Here is a 15,736-nt window from a genome sequence, read left to right as displayed (position 1 = left end):
AGGTCCCACTGGGCGCGCCGGCCGGATACCCCTCCGTGGTACCGGGCCGGCGAACCCTACTCCCCGGGGAGGCCGGCGGGGTCGGCCCGGGGGGCCGGGGGAGCGCCGGGGCCCGTCCTTAGGATCGGGGCATGGAACTCCGAGCCCTCAGAACGCGTGGACGGCGCCTGTACGCCCTCGTGGGCGCGCTGGCCGTCCTCATAGGGGGCGGCACCTGGGCGTCCGCCTCCTCGGACGCCGCACCCGCCGTGCACCGCGAGGACCGGTTCATGACGATGCCGGACCGGCCCGGCAGCACGCGGCACGTACGGATCGACACCTCCTTCTTCACCGCGGGCAGCGCCACCGGGCGCCGCCCCGCGGTGCTGCTCGCGCACGGCTTCGGCGCCAGCAAGGCCAACCTCCGCCCGCAGGCCGAGCGGCTGGCCCGGCACGGATACGCCGTACTGACCTGGTCGGCGCGCGGCTTCGGCCGGTCCACCGGGAAGATCGGCCTGAACGATCCGCGGGGCGAGGTCGCCGATGTGCGCCGGATGATCGACTGGCTGGCCCGGCGCCCGGAGGTCCAGCTGGACAAGCCGGGCGACCCCCGGGTGGGCGTCGCCGGCGGCTCCTACGGGGGCGCGATCTCGCTGCTGGCGGCCGGCCACGACCGCCGGGTGGACGCCATCGCCCCGCAGATCACCTACTGGAACCTGGCCGACGCGCTGTTCCCGCACGGCGTGTTCAAGAAGCTGTGGGCCGGGATCTTCTTCACCACCGGCTCGGCCGGCACCGCCACCCGCACGCCGACCGGCCCGCCCGCCGAACCCGGCTGCGGGCGGTTCGAGCCCGAGCTGTGCCGGATGTACCAGCGGGTGGCCGTCAACGGCCGGCCCGACGCCGCGGCCCGCAAGCTGCTGGAGAGCCGCAGCCCCAAGGCCGTCGGCGACCGCATCAAGGTGCCGACGCTGCTGATGCAGGGCCAGACCGATTCGCTGTTCCCGCTCGACCAGGCCGACGCGATCCGGCGGGCGGTGCGCCACAACGGCGCGCCCGTCGACGTCGACTGGATCGCCGGCGGGCACGACGGCGGGGACCGGGAGATGGGCCGGCTGGACGTCCGCACCAAGCTCTGGTTCGACCGCTACCTGAAGGGCGACCGGCACACGGACACCGGGCCCGCGTTCCGGATCAGCCGCACCGGGGGAGTGGACTCCACCAACGGCACGGCGCGGCTGCGCGGCGCCGGCGCGGACCGCTACCCGGGCCTGGACAACGACCCCCGGCACATCCGGCTGGCCGGCCGCCCCCAGACGTTCGGCAACCCGCCCGGCGCCGGGCCGCCCGCGATCTCCGCGGTGCCCGGTGTCGGCGCGCTCGGCAACCTCTCCGAACTCGGCGCGGGCGGCCTGTCCCTGGACTTCGCCGGCCAGTACGCCCGGTTCGTCTCGGCGCCGCTGCGCACCCCCGTGCGGCTCACCGGCAGCCCCACCGCCACCGTGCACGTACGGTCCGACACCCCGGACGCGGTGCTGTTCGCCAAGGTCTACGACGTCGCGCCGGACGGCCGCCGCCAGGAGCTGCCGTCCCAGCTCGTCACGCCGTACCGGCTCAAGGGCACCGGCGACGGCGGCGGCCGGACCGTGAAGCTGCGGCTGCCCGCCGTCGACCACGAGTTCGCGGCCGGCCACCGGCTGCGGCTGGTGCTGTCGTCCACCGACCTCGGCTACGCCTCGCCGGCCGAACCCGCCTCCTACACCGTCTCGTTGCGGGGCGGCGGCATCGAGGTGCCCACCGCGCCCCGGGTGCGTACCGCGCCGGCCCCGCTGCCCGCCTGGACCTGGGCGCTGCCCGCCGGGGCCGCGGTGCTCGCCGGGCTGCTGCTGCTCACCGGCCGCCGCCGGGGCGCGGCACCGGCCCCCGACCCGGCGCTGGCCGAGGTCCCGCTGCGGATCAGCGGACTGAGCAAGCGCTACGCGAAGTCCGCCGCGGGCTACGCCGTGCGGGATCTGTCGTTCGGGGTGGAGAAGGGGCAGGTGCTCGGTCTGCTGGGGCCCAACGGGGCCGGCAAGACCACCACCCTGCGGATGCTGATGGGGCTGATCACGCCGGACGAGGGCGAGATCAGGATCTTCGGGCAGGCGGTGCGGCCGGGCGCCGCGGTGCTGTCGCGGGTCGGCGCGTTCGTGGAGGGCGCGGGTTTCCTGCCGCATCTGTCCGGCCGCGCCAACCTCGATCTGTACTGGCAGGCCACCGGCCGGCCGGCCGACGACGCCCACTTCGACGAGGCACTGGAGATCGCGGGGCTGGGCGACGCCCTGCAGCGCGCCGTGCGCACCTACTCGCAGGGCATGCGGCAGCGGCTCGCGCTGGCCCAGGCCATGCTGGGGCTGCCGGAGCTGCTGATCCTCGACGAGCCCACCAACGGGCTCGATCCGCCGCAGATCCGGGCCATGCGGGACGTCATGATCCGCTACGCGGCCGCCGGACGCACCGTCATCGTCTCCAGCCATCTGCTGTCCGAGGTCGAGCAGAGCTGCACGCATCTGGTCGTCATGGACGGCGGGCGGCTGGTGGCGGCCGGGCCGGTCGCCGAGATCACCGGCTCCGGCGACACCCTGCTGGTCGGCGTCGCGGACGAGGTCTCCGACGCCGTGGTGGAGAAGGTCGGCGCGCTGCCCGGCGTCGCCTCGGCGGTGCGCGCCGAGGACGGGCTGCTGGTCCGGCTGGACGGCGCGAACGCCACCCAACTGCTCACCGAACTGCTCCGGTTGGAGATCGCCGTGGACCGTCTCGGCCCGCACCGCCGCCTGGAGGACGCCTTCCTCACCCTGATCGGAGGGGACCGATGACCGCGACCCCGGCGGCGCGGGCGCCCGGCTACCGCCCGCGCCGCACCCTGCCGCTGCGTGTGGAGGCCCGCCGCCAGCTGCGCCGCCGGCGCACCCTGGTGGTCGCCGCGGTCCTGGCGCTGCTGCCGTTCGTGCTGCTGGTGGCGTTCGCGGTCGGCGGTGACCCGGGCGGCCGCGGCAACGGCCGGATCACCCTGATGGACGCCGCGACCGCCTCGGGGGCCAACTTCACCGCCACCGCCCTGTTCGTCTCGGCGGGTTTCCTGCTGGTGGTGCCGGTGGCGCTGTTCTGCGGTGACACGGTCGCCTCGGAGGCGAGCTGGGCCTCGCTGCGCTATCTGCTGGCCGCGCCGGTCCCGCGGGCCCGGCTGCTGCTGAGCAAGCTCACCGTGGGGCTGGGGTTCAGCGCCGCCGCGATGCTGCTGCTGCCGCTGGTCGCGCTGGGCGTCGGCACCGCCGCGTACGGCTGGGGGCCGCTGCAACTGCCCACCGGCGGCGCGCTGCCCGCGGGGGAGGCGGTGGGGCGGCTGGCGGTGGTCGCCGGCTATGTCTTCGTCAGCCAGCTGGTCACCGCGGGGCTGGCGTTCTGGCTGTCGACGGTGACGGACGCGCCGCTGGGCGCGGTCGGCGGCGCCGTCGGGCTGACCATCGCCGGCAACGTCCTCGACCAGGTCACCGCGCTCGGCGGCTGGCGCGCGGCGCTGCCCGCGCACTGGCAGTACGCCTGGGTGGACGCCCTGCAGCCCCGGCCGGAGTGGTCCGGGATGATCCAGGGCTCGGCGGTCTCGGTGTCCTGCGCGCTGGTGCTGTGCGCGCTGGCGTTCCGCGGTTTCGCCCGCAAGGACGTGGTGTCCTGACGGGGCGCCGGACGGCGGGCGGCCGGCGGCCGGGTCGGGCCGCCGGCGCCCGCCCGGTCAGGCGGTCGGCCCCGTCATCCGCGCGCTGACCCACCGCATCGTGCCCTCGCCCAGGCCCTGGACGTAGGTCGCCGCGCTGTGGGTGCCGTCCGGCACGATCTGGAGCCGGGTGTGCACCGGCCCGTGGCCGTACTGGGAGATGAACTTCCGGACCTTCGGCAGCACCGTGTTCTCCCGGGAGCCGTCCTGGAAGGCGACGTAGACCGGCGGTCCGCCGCGGGCGATCAGCCGGCGGGCCAGCACCTCCGGGTTGTTCTCCCGCTCCTCCTTGGCGTGCCCGTTCCACAGCGGCGAGTCGGGCACGATGTCCGGGCCGTTGGGTATCGCCATCTTGAACGTCTCCGGGTTCTGCAGCACGTTCTTCAGCGCCGCGAACCCGCCCGAGGAGGAGCCCATGATCGCCCAGGCGTCGCGGGTCTTGAGGGTGCGGAAGTTCTGCCGGACGAGGTCGGGCACGTCCTTGCTGAGCCAGGTGCCGATCTTCGGCTGGCCCGGTATGTCGCTGCCGTCGTAGTACTGCTTGTCGTTGGGGTTGAGCACCGGCATGACGACGATGAACGGCAGGCTGGTGCCGTCCTTGGACCACTGGGCGAGGCTCTCCTCCAGCTTGAGGTCGGAGCCGATCCAGTAGTTGACGGGGAAGCCGTAGGAGCCGGGCAGCGCCTCCATCACGGGGAAGCCCTTGTTCGCGTTCCGCTTCTCGTAGTACTCCGGCGGCGCCCACACCCACACCTTGCCGGTGAAGCCCGACTTGGGGCCGTGCAGGGTGGTCACCCCGATCGGGGTGTTCTGGCCGGCCCCGCCGACCCGGCTCTCCTCCGTGAAGTTGATCGGCCGGGTGGGCCACTGCACCAGCGAGTGCCTGCCCGCGGGGGTGCGGTGCAGCGCGGCGCTGGTCTTGGGCCCGAAGCTGACGGGCGCGGAGGCCTGGGAGGCGCCGGTGCCGCAGCCTGCCGTGGCGGCGAGGACGGTCAGGGCGATCAGCGCGATCACCGGACGGAACAGGGCTTTGTGCACGGGGCTTTCTCCTTGCCGAACACCCGGGGGTGGTCCGGGCTGACCAGCAAGAGGGCCCCGGGGCGGCGCCTGGTTTCCGTTCCGGGGTGTCGGCTTCGTCGCACGATGCGCCCGGAAGTCGAGGATCCCCTTCCTGACCTGGGATGTTTTACGGTCAACAGAAGGGTGGTTTACCGGGATTTTCCCGGTCGGCCGGGCGGGCCGGGCCCACACACCGTCCGCCGGCGCCCTCCGGGAACCCCCGGCCGCGGCCCGTATCCTCGTCGCCATGACCTGGTCGCGTGCGCTCAAGGACGCCGCCCGCTCGGGGCTGACCATCGAGCGGACCAAGCTCACGCCCCTGATCGCGATCCGCGGCTCGGTCGGTGTCGCCCTGGTCATCGGCCTGTGCCTGTGGCGCGGCGATCCGACGCTCGCGGTGTCCTCCGCCTTCGGCGCGTTCTCCTCCGGCATCGTCACCTTCCAGCGGAGCATGCGGCCGCGCCCGGTGCTCGCGCTCGCCGTCGCCGGCGCGCTGGCGGTCTCCACCTTCCTCGGCTATCTGGCCGCCGCCCACCTCCTCGCCTTCATGCTGCTGCTGGCCGGCTGGACGTTCCTGGCCGGGATGGCGTGGGCGATCGGCCCGGTCGCCGGGCTGGCCGGCACCCAGACCGTGGCGATCATGCTGGTCACCGTCACCCTGCCGACATCCGTCCTCGGCGCGCTCCAGCACGCCGCCCTGATCTTCTTCGGCGGCCTCGTGCAGGCCACCCTCATCGTGGTCTTCCCGGTCCGTCCGTGGGGCGTGCAGCGCGACGCGCTCGCCGACGCGCTGGCCGCCGAGGCGGACTACGCGCGGCGGCTGCGGCAGGACCCGGTCGCCCCGTTCGACCCGGCGCCCCTGATGGACGCCCGGATCGCCTCCGCCGTGACCCCGCGTCAGGCCAGGCGGCGCCCCGTCCAGCTGCACGGCCCGCGCGGCCTCGCCGAACGCGTCCGCCCGGTCCTCGCCTCCCTCGCCGACCCGGTCGTCGGCGCCCCGCTGGAGGGGCCCGAGCGGGACCGCGCCCGCGATCTGCTGGGCGCCGCGGGCACCGTCCTGGACGCCGTCGCCCACGCGGTGCGGCACGCCAGGCCGGTGCGGCTGCCGCCCGAGGCGATGGCCGTCCTCGAAGTCCCCGCCACCGGCCCGATGCTGCACGGCGCCGCCCGCCGCTCCGCCTACCGCCTGATCTCCCTGCTCGCCGACGCCGTCGAACTCACCGACGAGCCGGTCGAGGCCACCCGCCCCACCACCGAGGGCGAACGCGGCCATCTGCTGCGCCCCAGCGTCCCGCGGCTGGTGCCGGTCGCGCTGCGCGCCCTGCACCGCGAGGCCCGCTGGTCCTCCCATGTCCTGCGGCACGCGCTGCGGGTCGCCGCCGTCGCCGTCGCCGGCTATCTGCTGGGCACCGTGCTCCCGTTCGGCCACGGCTACTGGGCGCCGCTCGCCTCCGTCATGGTGATGCGCCCGGACTTCGCGCAGACCTACTCGCGCGGCGTGGCCCGCTTCATCGGCACCCTCGTCGGCGTCGGCGTCGCGGGCGGGCTGATGGCCCTGGCCCACCCCGGGCTGTACGTCAGCGCCGCGCTGGCCGTGGTCTGCGTGGCGCTGATGTATCTGCTGATGCGGACCGGTTTCTCGGTGACCTCGGCGTGCGTGGCCGCCTATGTGGTCTTCCTGCTCGGCATCGCCGGTGCGGGCTGGCAGCAGACCGTCCAGGAACGTGTGGTGCTCACCCTCGTCGGCGGGCTGCTCGCGATGCTGTCGTACGCGCTGTTCCCGGCCTGGGAGACGCCCCGGCTCCGCGACGGCCTCGCCGACTGGCTCGCGGCCAACGGGCACTACGCGCTGGCCGTGTTCGACCTCTACGCCACGCCCGCCGAGCGCCGCCCCCGGCAGATCCGCGACGCCCTGCTGGACTCCCGTGCGGCCCGCGCGGCCTGGGAGGAGAGCGAGGCCCGCGCCGAGAAGGAGCCGGTGCGCCACCGCGGGCTGTCCCGCGCCTCGGCGAAGGCGGCCGGCGCCGCGCTGGCCACCATGGGCCGGGTCACCATGATCCTGGAGGTCCATCTCCCCGAGCGGGACGCGGACGCCTCACCCGGCGCCACCGCCTTCGCCTTCGAACTGCGCGCCTCCCTGGAGGAGGCCACCGAAGCGGTCCGGGAACGGGGCGAGGTGAACTGGAGCGAGCTGCGGGCCGTATGGGAGAGGTGGGACGCGGAGGACGAGAGCCGCGGCGTCGCCCTGCGCGCCGCGGACCTGCTCGTCGACGCCCTCGACGACCTCGCCGAGGCGCTGTCCCGGGAGCCCGCCGAAGCGGACGGCGCCCCGGGGGACGAGGCACCTGGCACCGCACATGACACGGCACGCGGCGGGGCAGACGGCACGGAGAGGAACGGTGGCGGATGAGGCGGCGGACGAGGGGGTGGTGGAGTCGGTGGAACGCGGCGTCGGGAACCATTCCGAGCCCCCGGTAGTCTTATGAGTTGCCCGCATTGAACGCCATTGGTAGCCCATGGGGTTGTCTGCGGTGCAATGCCCCAGGTTTCCCTCCCCTCTCCAGAGAGCACACGAACCCCCCATGGCGTCCAGCACTTCGTCCGGTACGTATGACATAGGCATCGACCTCGGCACCGCCAACACCCTGGTGTACGCCCGCGGCAAGGGCGTGGTGCTGAACGAGCCGTCCGTCGTCGCGGTCAACGCCGCCGGCGAGGTGATCGCGGTGGGCGAGGAGGCCAAGCGGACCATCGGCCGCACGCCGTCCGGGATCACCGCGATGCGCCCGCTCAGAGAGGGCGTGATCGCCGACTTCGACGCCGCCGAGCGGATGCTGCGGGCCCTGATGAAGAAGGCCCTGCCCAGCCGCCGCTTCTCCCGGCCGCGGGTGGTCATCTGCGTCCCGTCCGGCATCACCGGCGTCGAGCGGCGCGCGGTCGTCGACTCCGCCAAGGGCGCCGGCGCCCGTGAGGTGCACCTCATCGAGGAGCCGATGGCCGCCGCGATCGGCGCCGGCCTCCCGGTGGACGAGCCGGTGGGCTGCATGGTGGTGGACATCGGCGGCGGCACCACCGAGGTCGCCGTCGTCTCCCTGGGCGGCCTGGTCACCGCCCAGTCCGTACGGGTCGCCGGGGACGCCCTGGACGCCGCCGTCACCTCCTACGTCAAGAAGAAGCACAACCTGGCGATCGGCGAGCGCACCGCCGAGGACATCAAGATCGCGATCGGCTCGGCCGCCTGGACCCCCGTCGGCACCGACGAGGACGGCGAGGAGGACCGCCCCACCTCCTACACGGTCCGCGGCCGCGACCACGTCACCGGACTGCCCCGGATCCAGGAGATCACCGAGGAGGAGATCCGCGACGCCCTCGCCGAACCCGTCGACGCGATCGTCCAGGCCGTCCACCGCACCCTCGACGAGTGCCCCCCGGAGCTCTCCGGCGACATCGTCGAGCACGGCATCGCCCTCACCGGCGGCGGCGCCCTGCTGCGCGGCCTGGACCAGCGGCTGCGCCAGGAGATGGGCGTCCCCGTGACGGTCGCCGACGAGCCCCTGGACTGCGTGGTCAACGGCACCGCCAAGTGCGTCGACGAGTTCGCCAGCCTGCACGGCCTGCTGACCGGCGCCAAGCAGCAGCCGAGGAAGTCGGTACGGCTGTAGGGGAGGGGCCCCCGGTCAGCCGCCCTCCTCCGCGGTGCGGCGCCCGTGCCGTTCCGCGTTGATGAGGAAGAGGTTGGAGGCGCCCGGCCGCAGCACGAAGGCGGCGAACTCGTCGGCGTCCGGCCCGCCGCACGGAACGTCCGCCACGACGGAGCCGGCGGGATCCTGCCCCGGGTACAGGCGGAAGACGATGCCGTTGGGCAGCGTGACCCGGACCTCCTCGGCGTCGAAGGGCGTCGGGACACCGTCGCGGACGATCTCGACGTGCAGCGGTGCTCCCTGCTCCGGGGCGGTGTCAGGTGTCGGCATGCCGTGAATTCTCCACGCGAGGGCGGGCACGGGCCGGATACGGAACGGACCTGGCGACGGACGGGGCGCGGGGCCCCGTCCGACGCCGGCGGGCGGGCCGGTTCAGCCGGTCGCGCGCCGTGCGGTCAGGCCCCGGGCGCCGGTCGCGGCCAAGGCCACCGCCAGGGCCGCGAGGACGGCCGCCTGCACGCCGGCGGCGGTGACGACAGCGCCCGGCGCGTCGGCCTCGGCCAGGAACGAGAGGCTGAGCGTCCGCTCCACGAGCGTGCTGAGGCCGAGCGCGGCCAGGGCGAGGGGCAGCGCGGGGTCCGCCGCGCGCTCCGGGAAACGGAACCGGGCGAACAGCCACCCGGCGGCCCCGACGATGAAGGGCGCACCGCCGGCCCACACCTGGTCCGCGTTCCCTGGCCACACCACCATCGCCGCGCCCATGAGCACGCAGGTGCCCAGGAGCACCAGCCCGGGAGACGCCAACGGGAGCCGGGCGGGCGGGGCGTCGCGGTGGAAGCCGCAGCACAGCGCGAGGACGGTCAGCCAGGAGAGCGCGGCCGTGGTGAGGGAGAAGGAGAACACCAGGGCGTCCTGTCCGCCGCCCAGGTGCTGCGCCACGGACGCCAGACCGGGCAGGGCCGCGAGAGCGGCGAAGGCGAAGGCGGTGCGCCGGCGGTCGCGCAGCAGCGCCAGGTAGGCCACCGTCCACGCCAGCGGAAGCAGCCGGCACACGATCTCGTACAGCCCCGCCGGCGCACCGTGGCCGGTGAAGCTGCTCAGTGCCATCTCCCGGTCCCGGGCCGGGGCGCCCTGCACCCAGGCCAGGAAGAAGGCCTGCCCGGTCAGCCCGGAAGCCGCCTGCAGCAACATGCTCAGCAGCGCGAAGAGGCGCACCACCGCGCCGAGCGTGGCGTAGCGGGCCGGGGCGCCGGCGCTGCCCATGCGGGTGCGGACGGCGAGGGCGGCGACGCTGGCCACCTCGCCCCACGCCGGGCGCAGTTCGTCCAGGTCCCGCTCGTCGACCCCGTGCAGATAGGCCTCCACCATCTCCTCCTCCCGCTCGGCGCGGTAGTAGGAGGGCAGCAGGCGCAGCACGGTGCGGTAGCGCCGTTCGAGCAGCGTCGCCGTCATGCGGTGCCTCCCGCGAGGCCCGGGCGGCGCGCCGAGCCGGCGGGGGCCGGTCCGGCGGACGGCGGGCGGTGGGCGGCCATCCGCTCCGTCGCCGCCCGCGCCCCGGCCGTCATCCGCCGCGCCTCGGCGGACAGGGCCGCGCCACCGGCGTCGGTGAGCCGGTAGTACCTGCGCAGCCGGCCCTGCTGCACCTCCTCGCGGTCCCGCTCGATGAGCCCGTCGGCGGCCAGCCGGTCCAGCACGCCGTACAACGTGCCGATCCGCAGCTGCACATGCCCCTCGGACACCTCGTCGACCACCTGCACGATCCCGTAACCGTGCCGCGGCTCGTCGACCAGCGCGGTGAGGACGAAGAACGCGGCCTGCGTCATATCCCTGGAAGCCATGGCGGCACTATATCTTGCCTTCCGATATATGGGGAGAGGAAGGGTGTCCCGTTCCGGCGCTGTCCGAACTGCGCCGACCCCGCCGTCCGTCCGACGGGGGCGGTGTCATGATCGTGGTGGCGGGGGCCGCGATCGTGCTGGCGGGGCCCGAAGTCCGTTCGCCCGACGGCCAGTTGCCCCGCCCTCGCCGCCTGGCAGGGGGCCGCGCTCACCCAGTCGGCGCTCTTCATCGGCGGGGAACTCGACGCCACCACCCGGTGGATGGCCGACGCCATCAAGGCCTTCCCCCGCACCCTCCCGGGCCTGTCCGCCGCCCACATCCTCGACGGCTGCGGCCACTGGGTGCAGCAGGAACGCCCCGCGGAGGTCAACCGCCTGCTGACCGATTGGCTGCACACCCTGCCCGCGGCCCCCGCCGGCATCCCGGACTGAGACCGGCCCGCAGAGGCCTCCGGGCCGCCCGGGGGCGCGTTCCCGGTTCCCTCAACGCCCGGTCGGCGGCGGCCGGACGTCACCCCCGGGGCCGTGGGGGAAAAGGGTGCGGCCCCCGCCCGAGGTGGGGGCGGGGGCCTGACCGGCCGGTGGTTCGCGGTGGCTCTGCGCGGGGAGGGGATGCAGGTCGGGGGGCAGGTACCGGCGGGCGTCCTCCAGGGGCCGGCCGACGGCGCCGCACAGCAGGGGCAGCGGCAGCCCGGCGTCCGCCATCCAGGTCAGCCCGGTGTGGCGGAGGTCCTGGCGTCGCAGGTACTCGTGGCCCAGCTCGGTCACCACGTCGTCCCAGCGGGTGCTGTCGCGCAGGACGGCGGCGGTGAAGCGGCTCCCGTCCGGGCCGGTGAACAGCCGGGCCTGCGGGGTGTGGCGCGCCGCCTCCAGCCGCGCGGCCGCCAGGTCCCGCACGGCGGGGCGCAGCGGCACCACCCGCTGGTGCCTGCCCCGGCAGGCCCTCTCGCCCGGGCCGTCCGGCTCGGACACGGTGAAGCGCCGCACGTGCCAGGTCCAGGTGCTCACATCGATGTCCTGGGCCCGCAGGCCGGACACCTCGCTGAAGCGGGTGCCGGTCCAGGCGGCGAACCGGACGGCATCCCCCCAGCCCTGGTAGCCGTCGGCGGACCGCTCAACGAGCGAGGCCGCCAGCCGGTCCAGCGTCCGCACGTCCGGCAGGGCCAGCGCCCGGGGCGTGGCGCGCTCGCGCTGCGCGCGCTGGAACTCCTGCTGCCAGCCGGCCACCCGGGCCGGATTGGCGTCCAGCGCCCCGTCGCGGACGGCCTGTTCCAGGACGCGGACCAGCACGGCCAGGCTGTTCTTCACCGTCGACAGACCGCACTCGTCGGCGATCCAGCAGTGCAGTGCGCGGTTGACCACCCGCCGGGTGACCTCGCGGACGGGGACGTGGCCGATGCTGGGAACGACCCGCAGCCGCCACCCGGCCTGGTACGGGGACATGGTCAGCGGCTCCAGCCCGTGCATCGCGGCCGGCCACCGCCGCTCCCCGTAGGCGACGAGCGACAGGGCGTGGGTCTCGTCGTCGGGGGGAAACGGATACCCGGCACCGTTGTTCATTATCGAATCACCCTTGTCTGATCGGGGAGTTATTCAGCCGACCGGTACCGATGGCGCGAATCACTCGGGAGCGCGAAATCGGAATCGAGGAATCCGGTCGCACCGTGCCCAGGAGCGGTGCGGTGAACTGCGCGCTCCGGTGGGAGCGCTTTGGTGCGCTCTCCACCGCGGCGGGGGGACGGGGGCCGGCCCCGGGGCCGGCAAAAGTCCGAGCGCCGCAGCGCGGCCGGTCCGCGGCGGCGGCCTTCCGCGGATCAGTCACCGGTAGGGGAGAATTGCGGGCGCGGCGCCAACTCGGCCAATCGCAAAGGGAGATGTGGCTGCGGAGGAGGGGTCTTCGATGCTGTAATGACTTCCGTTGTCATGGTCGTGGGCGGCCGGCGAGGCCACCCGCCTAAAGGCGGGAAGCCGGTCCCGATGCGTTCCGCGCACAAGAATGACGAGCGGCCGCCTTGCCGGAGCAGGCGGTTCCTGGCGGTGACCGGGAGGGACCGGTCTGCAATCAAACGCTTCATCAGTCATGTCTGGAATAAAGGCATCTACTAAGGCCATTGCGCAAGTTGGTACGAGTTTCCACTTTTCGCGCTGCTCCGAACGGGTGGCCTTATCGATTGACTGTTGTAGCGCGACGAGCCGCATGGATAACTAGTTCCATCCAACCGGTGGGCCGCCCATCCTCTCCGGGGAGCGGCACCTGGCCTACCCGTTGGCCCGGCCCCAGCGCCTGGTTGCGGTCAGACCGAGATGCCGTATGGGCGTCCCCGGTAGAGGGTTTTGGATCCGTCAGCCGGTGCCGATTCTCGGCACCGGCTGATCGGCCCCCCACATTCGGTCAGGGGGCTTCATGCGAACTCTTCCCTTCCTTCGCCGGGCCAACGGTGTCCGCACCGAGCCCCTGAGCCTCACCGCGGCCGCGCCGGCTCCCGGCGCCTCCCGCAGCGACGCGAGTGCCACGCCCCCGGCGCCCTCCCGGCACCCGGCGTCCGCCCTCCCGGTCGTCCCGGACCACCCGGCCGCCGGCAATCGCCCGGCCCCGGTGCCGTACGACCCCTCCCTCAGCAACACCCCTGGCTACGGCCGAAGTTCGGATGCCGCGGGGCTCTGGTGCAGCGCCGTGGCGCGGCGCCCGGCGGCACCGCGCACCGCCCCCGGTCGCGACGGTCGCCGCGGGCGGTTCCGCCTCCGCGCGGCGCGCGCCGCGGTGCCCGTCCCCGGCACCGGCGGACGGTTCGTACCGGCCGCGGCCGCCGTCCGCGGCCCCGTTCCTTCCCCGGGCCGCGAGGCCGCCGCTCCTGTCGCCACGGTCGCCCCCATGTCCCTTTTACCGAGGGTGAATTACGTGCCCGGAGGTGCAGGCGGCCGGCCCCTTGTCGCCGACGCCGGACGGGCTCCGAGGAGCGTCGGCCACGACGCCGGCCGCCGCCCCCGCCACATCCCCCGCACCCCGCGGTGCCCCGTCCCCGGCCGCGGCCACTGACGGCGCTCCCGCCGCCCGGCGTCCCCGCCGGTGCCCTCCGCCACGACCGGTTCCCCCGCCGGCCCCGCGGCACCCCAGGTAGGTCCCACACCTCGACGCCAAGGAACAGCGATGCCTCTCTCCCCGCACCAGGGGTCCACCGGCGGTGGAGCCCCGGTCCCCCCTCCCCCCACCGGCAGCGGCCCCGCGGGCGACGCCCCCGCGGCGCGATGCGGGCCCCCGCGGACGGCCCCCGCCCCCGCGTCCACCCCCTCCGACGCCTCCGCGCCCACCGCGCCGCCGTATGACACGGCCCGCCCGGTGGGCGCCGTGCTCCCCGCCGGCCGAAGCGCCGCCCGGGGCGCCCGCACCCCCGTGACACGGCAGGTCGCCTGAGACCGGCGCCCGCCCGGACCGGGTCCGCTCGCGGCACCCGGCACGGGAACCGCAGAACCGCACCACCGCAGAACCGCACCACCGCAGCACCCCACCCCCACCGCCTCCGGGCCGTCCGTCTCACCGCGGATCCGGGCACCCGAAACGGCTTCCCACCCTCCCTGGACGCCGCCGTACCCAGTCGGCCCGCAGTACCGCACCACCACCCCCACCGCACCACCACCCCCACCGCACCACCACCCCCACCGCCTCCGGCGAACCGCCCTCGCCCCGTCGCTCCACCGGACACGGCCGGTCCGGTGGAGCCGTCGTCCCCTCGGCCGCAGCCCGCAGTGACTGCACCCGGGTCCCCCCACGGCACCTTCCGCCCGCCCCAGAAACCCACTGCGACAGAAAAGCGGAGAACAACATGGCGAAACGAACAATGGTGATCCTCGTCGACGGGCCGGAAGGGAATTCCCTGCCGGAGCACGCACGGGACGCCGTGAACGATCCGATAAGGGTCCTGCGGGGCAACGGCTACGAGCGTTTCGAATTCTACGGCGAATACGAGGACGTCGGCGGAGAGCCGGTCCCCGTCTATCGCTGGTGCTACCGCACGCGCATCGCCGAGTAAGTGCCGTGCGGCGCGCGGAAGAAAAGCAAGTGAACAGGAGAAACACCATGCGCAATCTCAGGAGTGAAGGAGTCCGGTCATGAACCGAGCATCAGGGAACCCGGAAAGCGGAAGCGACGGCCGGAATGTGGTCGTGACCGGTGTCGGATTCTGTCTGCCCGGCCGGACGGAGCCGGTCTTCACGGCCGACGACATGTGGAACGTGGTCTCCAACGGCCAATCCTGCCTCAAGCGTGACGAGGTGTACTACGGCTCGGTGGGACTCACCCAGGAGATGTTCGACGAACGCCTCCCGGATGTCCCCCCGTTCTTCTCCCGGCATTACACACAGGCCCACCGATTCGGCCTGGTGTCGATGGCGGAAGCCACCGCGGACGCCGGGCTGACATTCCAGGGCGGGGCGCTGAGCGAAGCGGCGATACTGGTGGGCCGCGGCGGCGTGGACGCGAACGTCGAAAGTTATCTTTCGGTGCTGAGCGCCGATCCCGGGAAAACCACCGCGGCCGAGGCCATGGAGCTGTTCGTCGCCGCCGAACAGGCCGTGACGCCCTCGGACGTCGCCCTGGTCCAGGCGGCGCTGACCCGCTCCAACGGCCCCTGCTACACCGTCTCGTGCGGCTGCGCCTCGTCGGCCGTGCAGATCGGCAACGCCCGGCGGATGATCGCCCAGGGCGAGGTCGAGGTCGCGGTCGTGACCGGCGTCGACGTGTTCAACGTCCAGCTCATCCAGAACATCGAGCGGCTGCTCAGCGGCGCGCAGCAGACCTATGACTCGCTGCGCACCACCGGCATGCCCGAACTGCTGCCGTCCTTCCGCTCCCTGATGCGGCCCTACGACCGGCGGGCGGACTGCATCAACCACGGCGAGGGCTCCGCCACCGTGATCATGGAGAGCCGGGAGCACGCCGCCCGGCGCGGCGCGCACGTCTACGGGCAGGTGCTCGCCACCGCCCTGACCCGCGACGGGCTGGCCAACCCGCTGGCCTGCGACGAGACCGGCGCGGAACTCGTCACCGCCGTCCGCCGCTGCCTCGGCGACCGCTGGCACCTCGACGACGTGCCCTACGTCCACGGCGGCAGCGACGGCAACGTCGTCGTCACCGCCTTCGAGGCGAACGCCGTCAAGGAGCTGTACGGGCCGGACAGCACGGTGCTGATGACGTCCCAGGAGGGCTGCTTCGGCCACAACGGCGCACCGGCCGGCTGCCTGGGCGTCGCCATGACGCTGATGATGCTCGAACGGGGCGAGGTGTGCCCGACGGCCAACTGCGAACAGCCCGCCGAGGGGCTGCCGTTCGACCCGGTCCCCGGCATCCGGACCCGCGCGCTCGACTTCGACTACGCGCTGTCCTTCAACTACCAGGTCGGCGGCGTGAAGAACGCCATCCTTCTCGGCAGCCCGGAAGCCGTGTGACGCAGGGCAGATCACCTCCCACGTAC

11 protein-coding genes and 1 pseudogene are annotated in these 15,736 nt (G+C 73.9%); 7 read left to right on the top strand and 5 right to left on the bottom strand.

Annotated elements, in window-relative coordinates:
• The first annotated feature begins 131 nt into the window (after nucleotides 1-131).
• Both IEY78_RS17440 and IEY78_RS17435 read left to right on the top strand, forming a co-directional pair.
• Nucleotides 132-2,834, top strand: a complete 2,703-nt coding sequence (locus IEY78_RS17440) for an alpha/beta fold hydrolase (protein ID WP_189099266.1) — start codon at nucleotides 132-134, stop codon at nucleotides 2,832-2,834.
• The gene (locus IEY78_RS17435; protein ID WP_189099264.1) at nucleotides 2,831-3,691 is read left to right on the top strand and encodes an ABC transporter permease; all 861 of its coding nucleotides are present in this window, start codon (nucleotides 2,831-2,833) and stop codon (nucleotides 3,689-3,691) included. The genes IEY78_RS17440 and IEY78_RS17435 overlap by 4 nt, the downstream gene beginning before the upstream one ends.
• 57 nt (nucleotides 3,692-3,748) lie before the next feature.
• Here the strand turns inward: IEY78_RS17435 and IEY78_RS17430 are convergent, their stop codons facing one another.
• Nucleotides 3,749-4,768 (bottom strand): alpha/beta hydrolase, encoded by a 1,020-nt coding sequence (locus tag IEY78_RS17430; RefSeq protein ID WP_189099262.1) that lies wholly within the window; start codon nucleotides 4,766-4,768, stop codon nucleotides 3,749-3,751.
• 268 nt (nucleotides 4,769-5,036) lie between these two features.
• Here IEY78_RS17430 and IEY78_RS17425 point away from each other — a divergent pair, with 268 nt between their 5' ends.
• Both IEY78_RS17425 and IEY78_RS17420 read left to right on the top strand, forming a co-directional pair.
• Complete coding sequence (locus tag IEY78_RS17425) at nucleotides 5,037-7,199, top strand: FUSC family protein (protein ID WP_189099260.1); 2,163 nt, start codon at nucleotides 5,037-5,039, stop codon at nucleotides 7,197-7,199.
• Nucleotides 7,200-7,371: 172 nt separating this feature from the next.
• Nucleotides 7,372-8,451 carry a rod shape-determining protein gene (locus IEY78_RS17420; RefSeq protein ID WP_189099258.1) on the top strand — a complete coding sequence of 360 codons (1,080 nt, stop codon included), beginning with the start codon at nucleotides 7,372-7,374 and terminating at the stop codon, nucleotides 8,449-8,451.
• 15 nt (nucleotides 8,452-8,466) lie between these two features.
• Here IEY78_RS17420 and IEY78_RS17415 read toward each other — a convergent pair whose 3' ends face one another.
• The 3 genes from IEY78_RS17415 to IEY78_RS17405 form a co-directional block, all read right to left on the bottom strand.
• A complete protein-coding gene (locus tag IEY78_RS17415) occupies nucleotides 8,467-8,760 on the bottom strand; it encodes a hypothetical protein (protein ID WP_189099256.1) in 294 nt (97 codons plus the stop codon).
• Nucleotides 8,761-8,862: 102 nt separating this feature from the next.
• Entirely contained in the window at nucleotides 8,863-9,882 is a 1,020-nt protein-coding gene (locus IEY78_RS17410; protein WP_189099254.1) for a hypothetical protein, read from the bottom strand.
• A complete protein-coding gene (locus IEY78_RS17405) occupies nucleotides 9,879-10,268 on the bottom strand; it encodes a PadR family transcriptional regulator (protein ID WP_444544918.1) in 390 nt (129 codons plus the stop codon). The genes IEY78_RS17410 and IEY78_RS17405 overlap by 4 nt, the downstream gene beginning before the upstream one ends.
• Nucleotides 10,269-10,451: 183 nt before the next feature.
• On the opposite strand from IEY78_RS17405, the pseudogene IEY78_RS17400 reads away from it, so the two are divergent.
• Nucleotides 10,452-10,700: pseudogene (locus IEY78_RS17400) on the top strand (alpha/beta fold hydrolase); the annotation flags it as partial.
• Between the two features lie 51 nt (nucleotides 10,701-10,751).
• Here the strand turns inward: IEY78_RS17400 and IEY78_RS17395 are convergent.
• Nucleotides 10,752-11,828: a tyrosine-type recombinase/integrase gene (locus tag IEY78_RS17395; protein WP_189099252.1), complete on the bottom strand. Its 1,077-nt coding sequence runs from the start codon at nucleotides 11,826-11,828 to the stop codon at nucleotides 10,752-10,754.
• A 2,261-nt stretch (nucleotides 11,829-14,089) separates the two neighbouring features.
• Between IEY78_RS17395 and IEY78_RS17390 the strand changes: the two genes are divergently transcribed.
• Both IEY78_RS17390 and IEY78_RS17385 read left to right on the top strand, forming a co-directional pair.
• On the top strand, nucleotides 14,090-14,296 hold the full coding sequence (locus IEY78_RS17390; protein ID WP_229700010.1) for a DUF5988 family protein: 207 nt from the start codon (nucleotides 14,090-14,092) through the stop codon (nucleotides 14,294-14,296).
• Nucleotides 14,297-14,375: 79 nt separating this feature from the next.
• The gene (locus IEY78_RS17385; protein ID WP_189099250.1) at nucleotides 14,376-15,710 is read left to right on the top strand and encodes a beta-ketoacyl synthase N-terminal-like domain-containing protein; all 1,335 of its coding nucleotides are present in this window, start codon (nucleotides 14,376-14,378) and stop codon (nucleotides 15,708-15,710) included.
• Nucleotides 15,711-15,736 lie beyond the last annotated feature (26 nt).

Origin of the sequence: Streptomyces kronopolitis (genome assembly GCF_014646275.1) — a bacterium.
In the GTDB taxonomy this organism is placed as follows: domain Bacteria; phylum Actinomycetota; class Actinomycetes; order Streptomycetales; family Streptomycetaceae; genus Streptomyces; species Streptomyces kronopolitis.
Note: the sequence above shows the minus strand (reverse complement) of the source record. Positions and strands in the feature narration are given on the sequence as shown.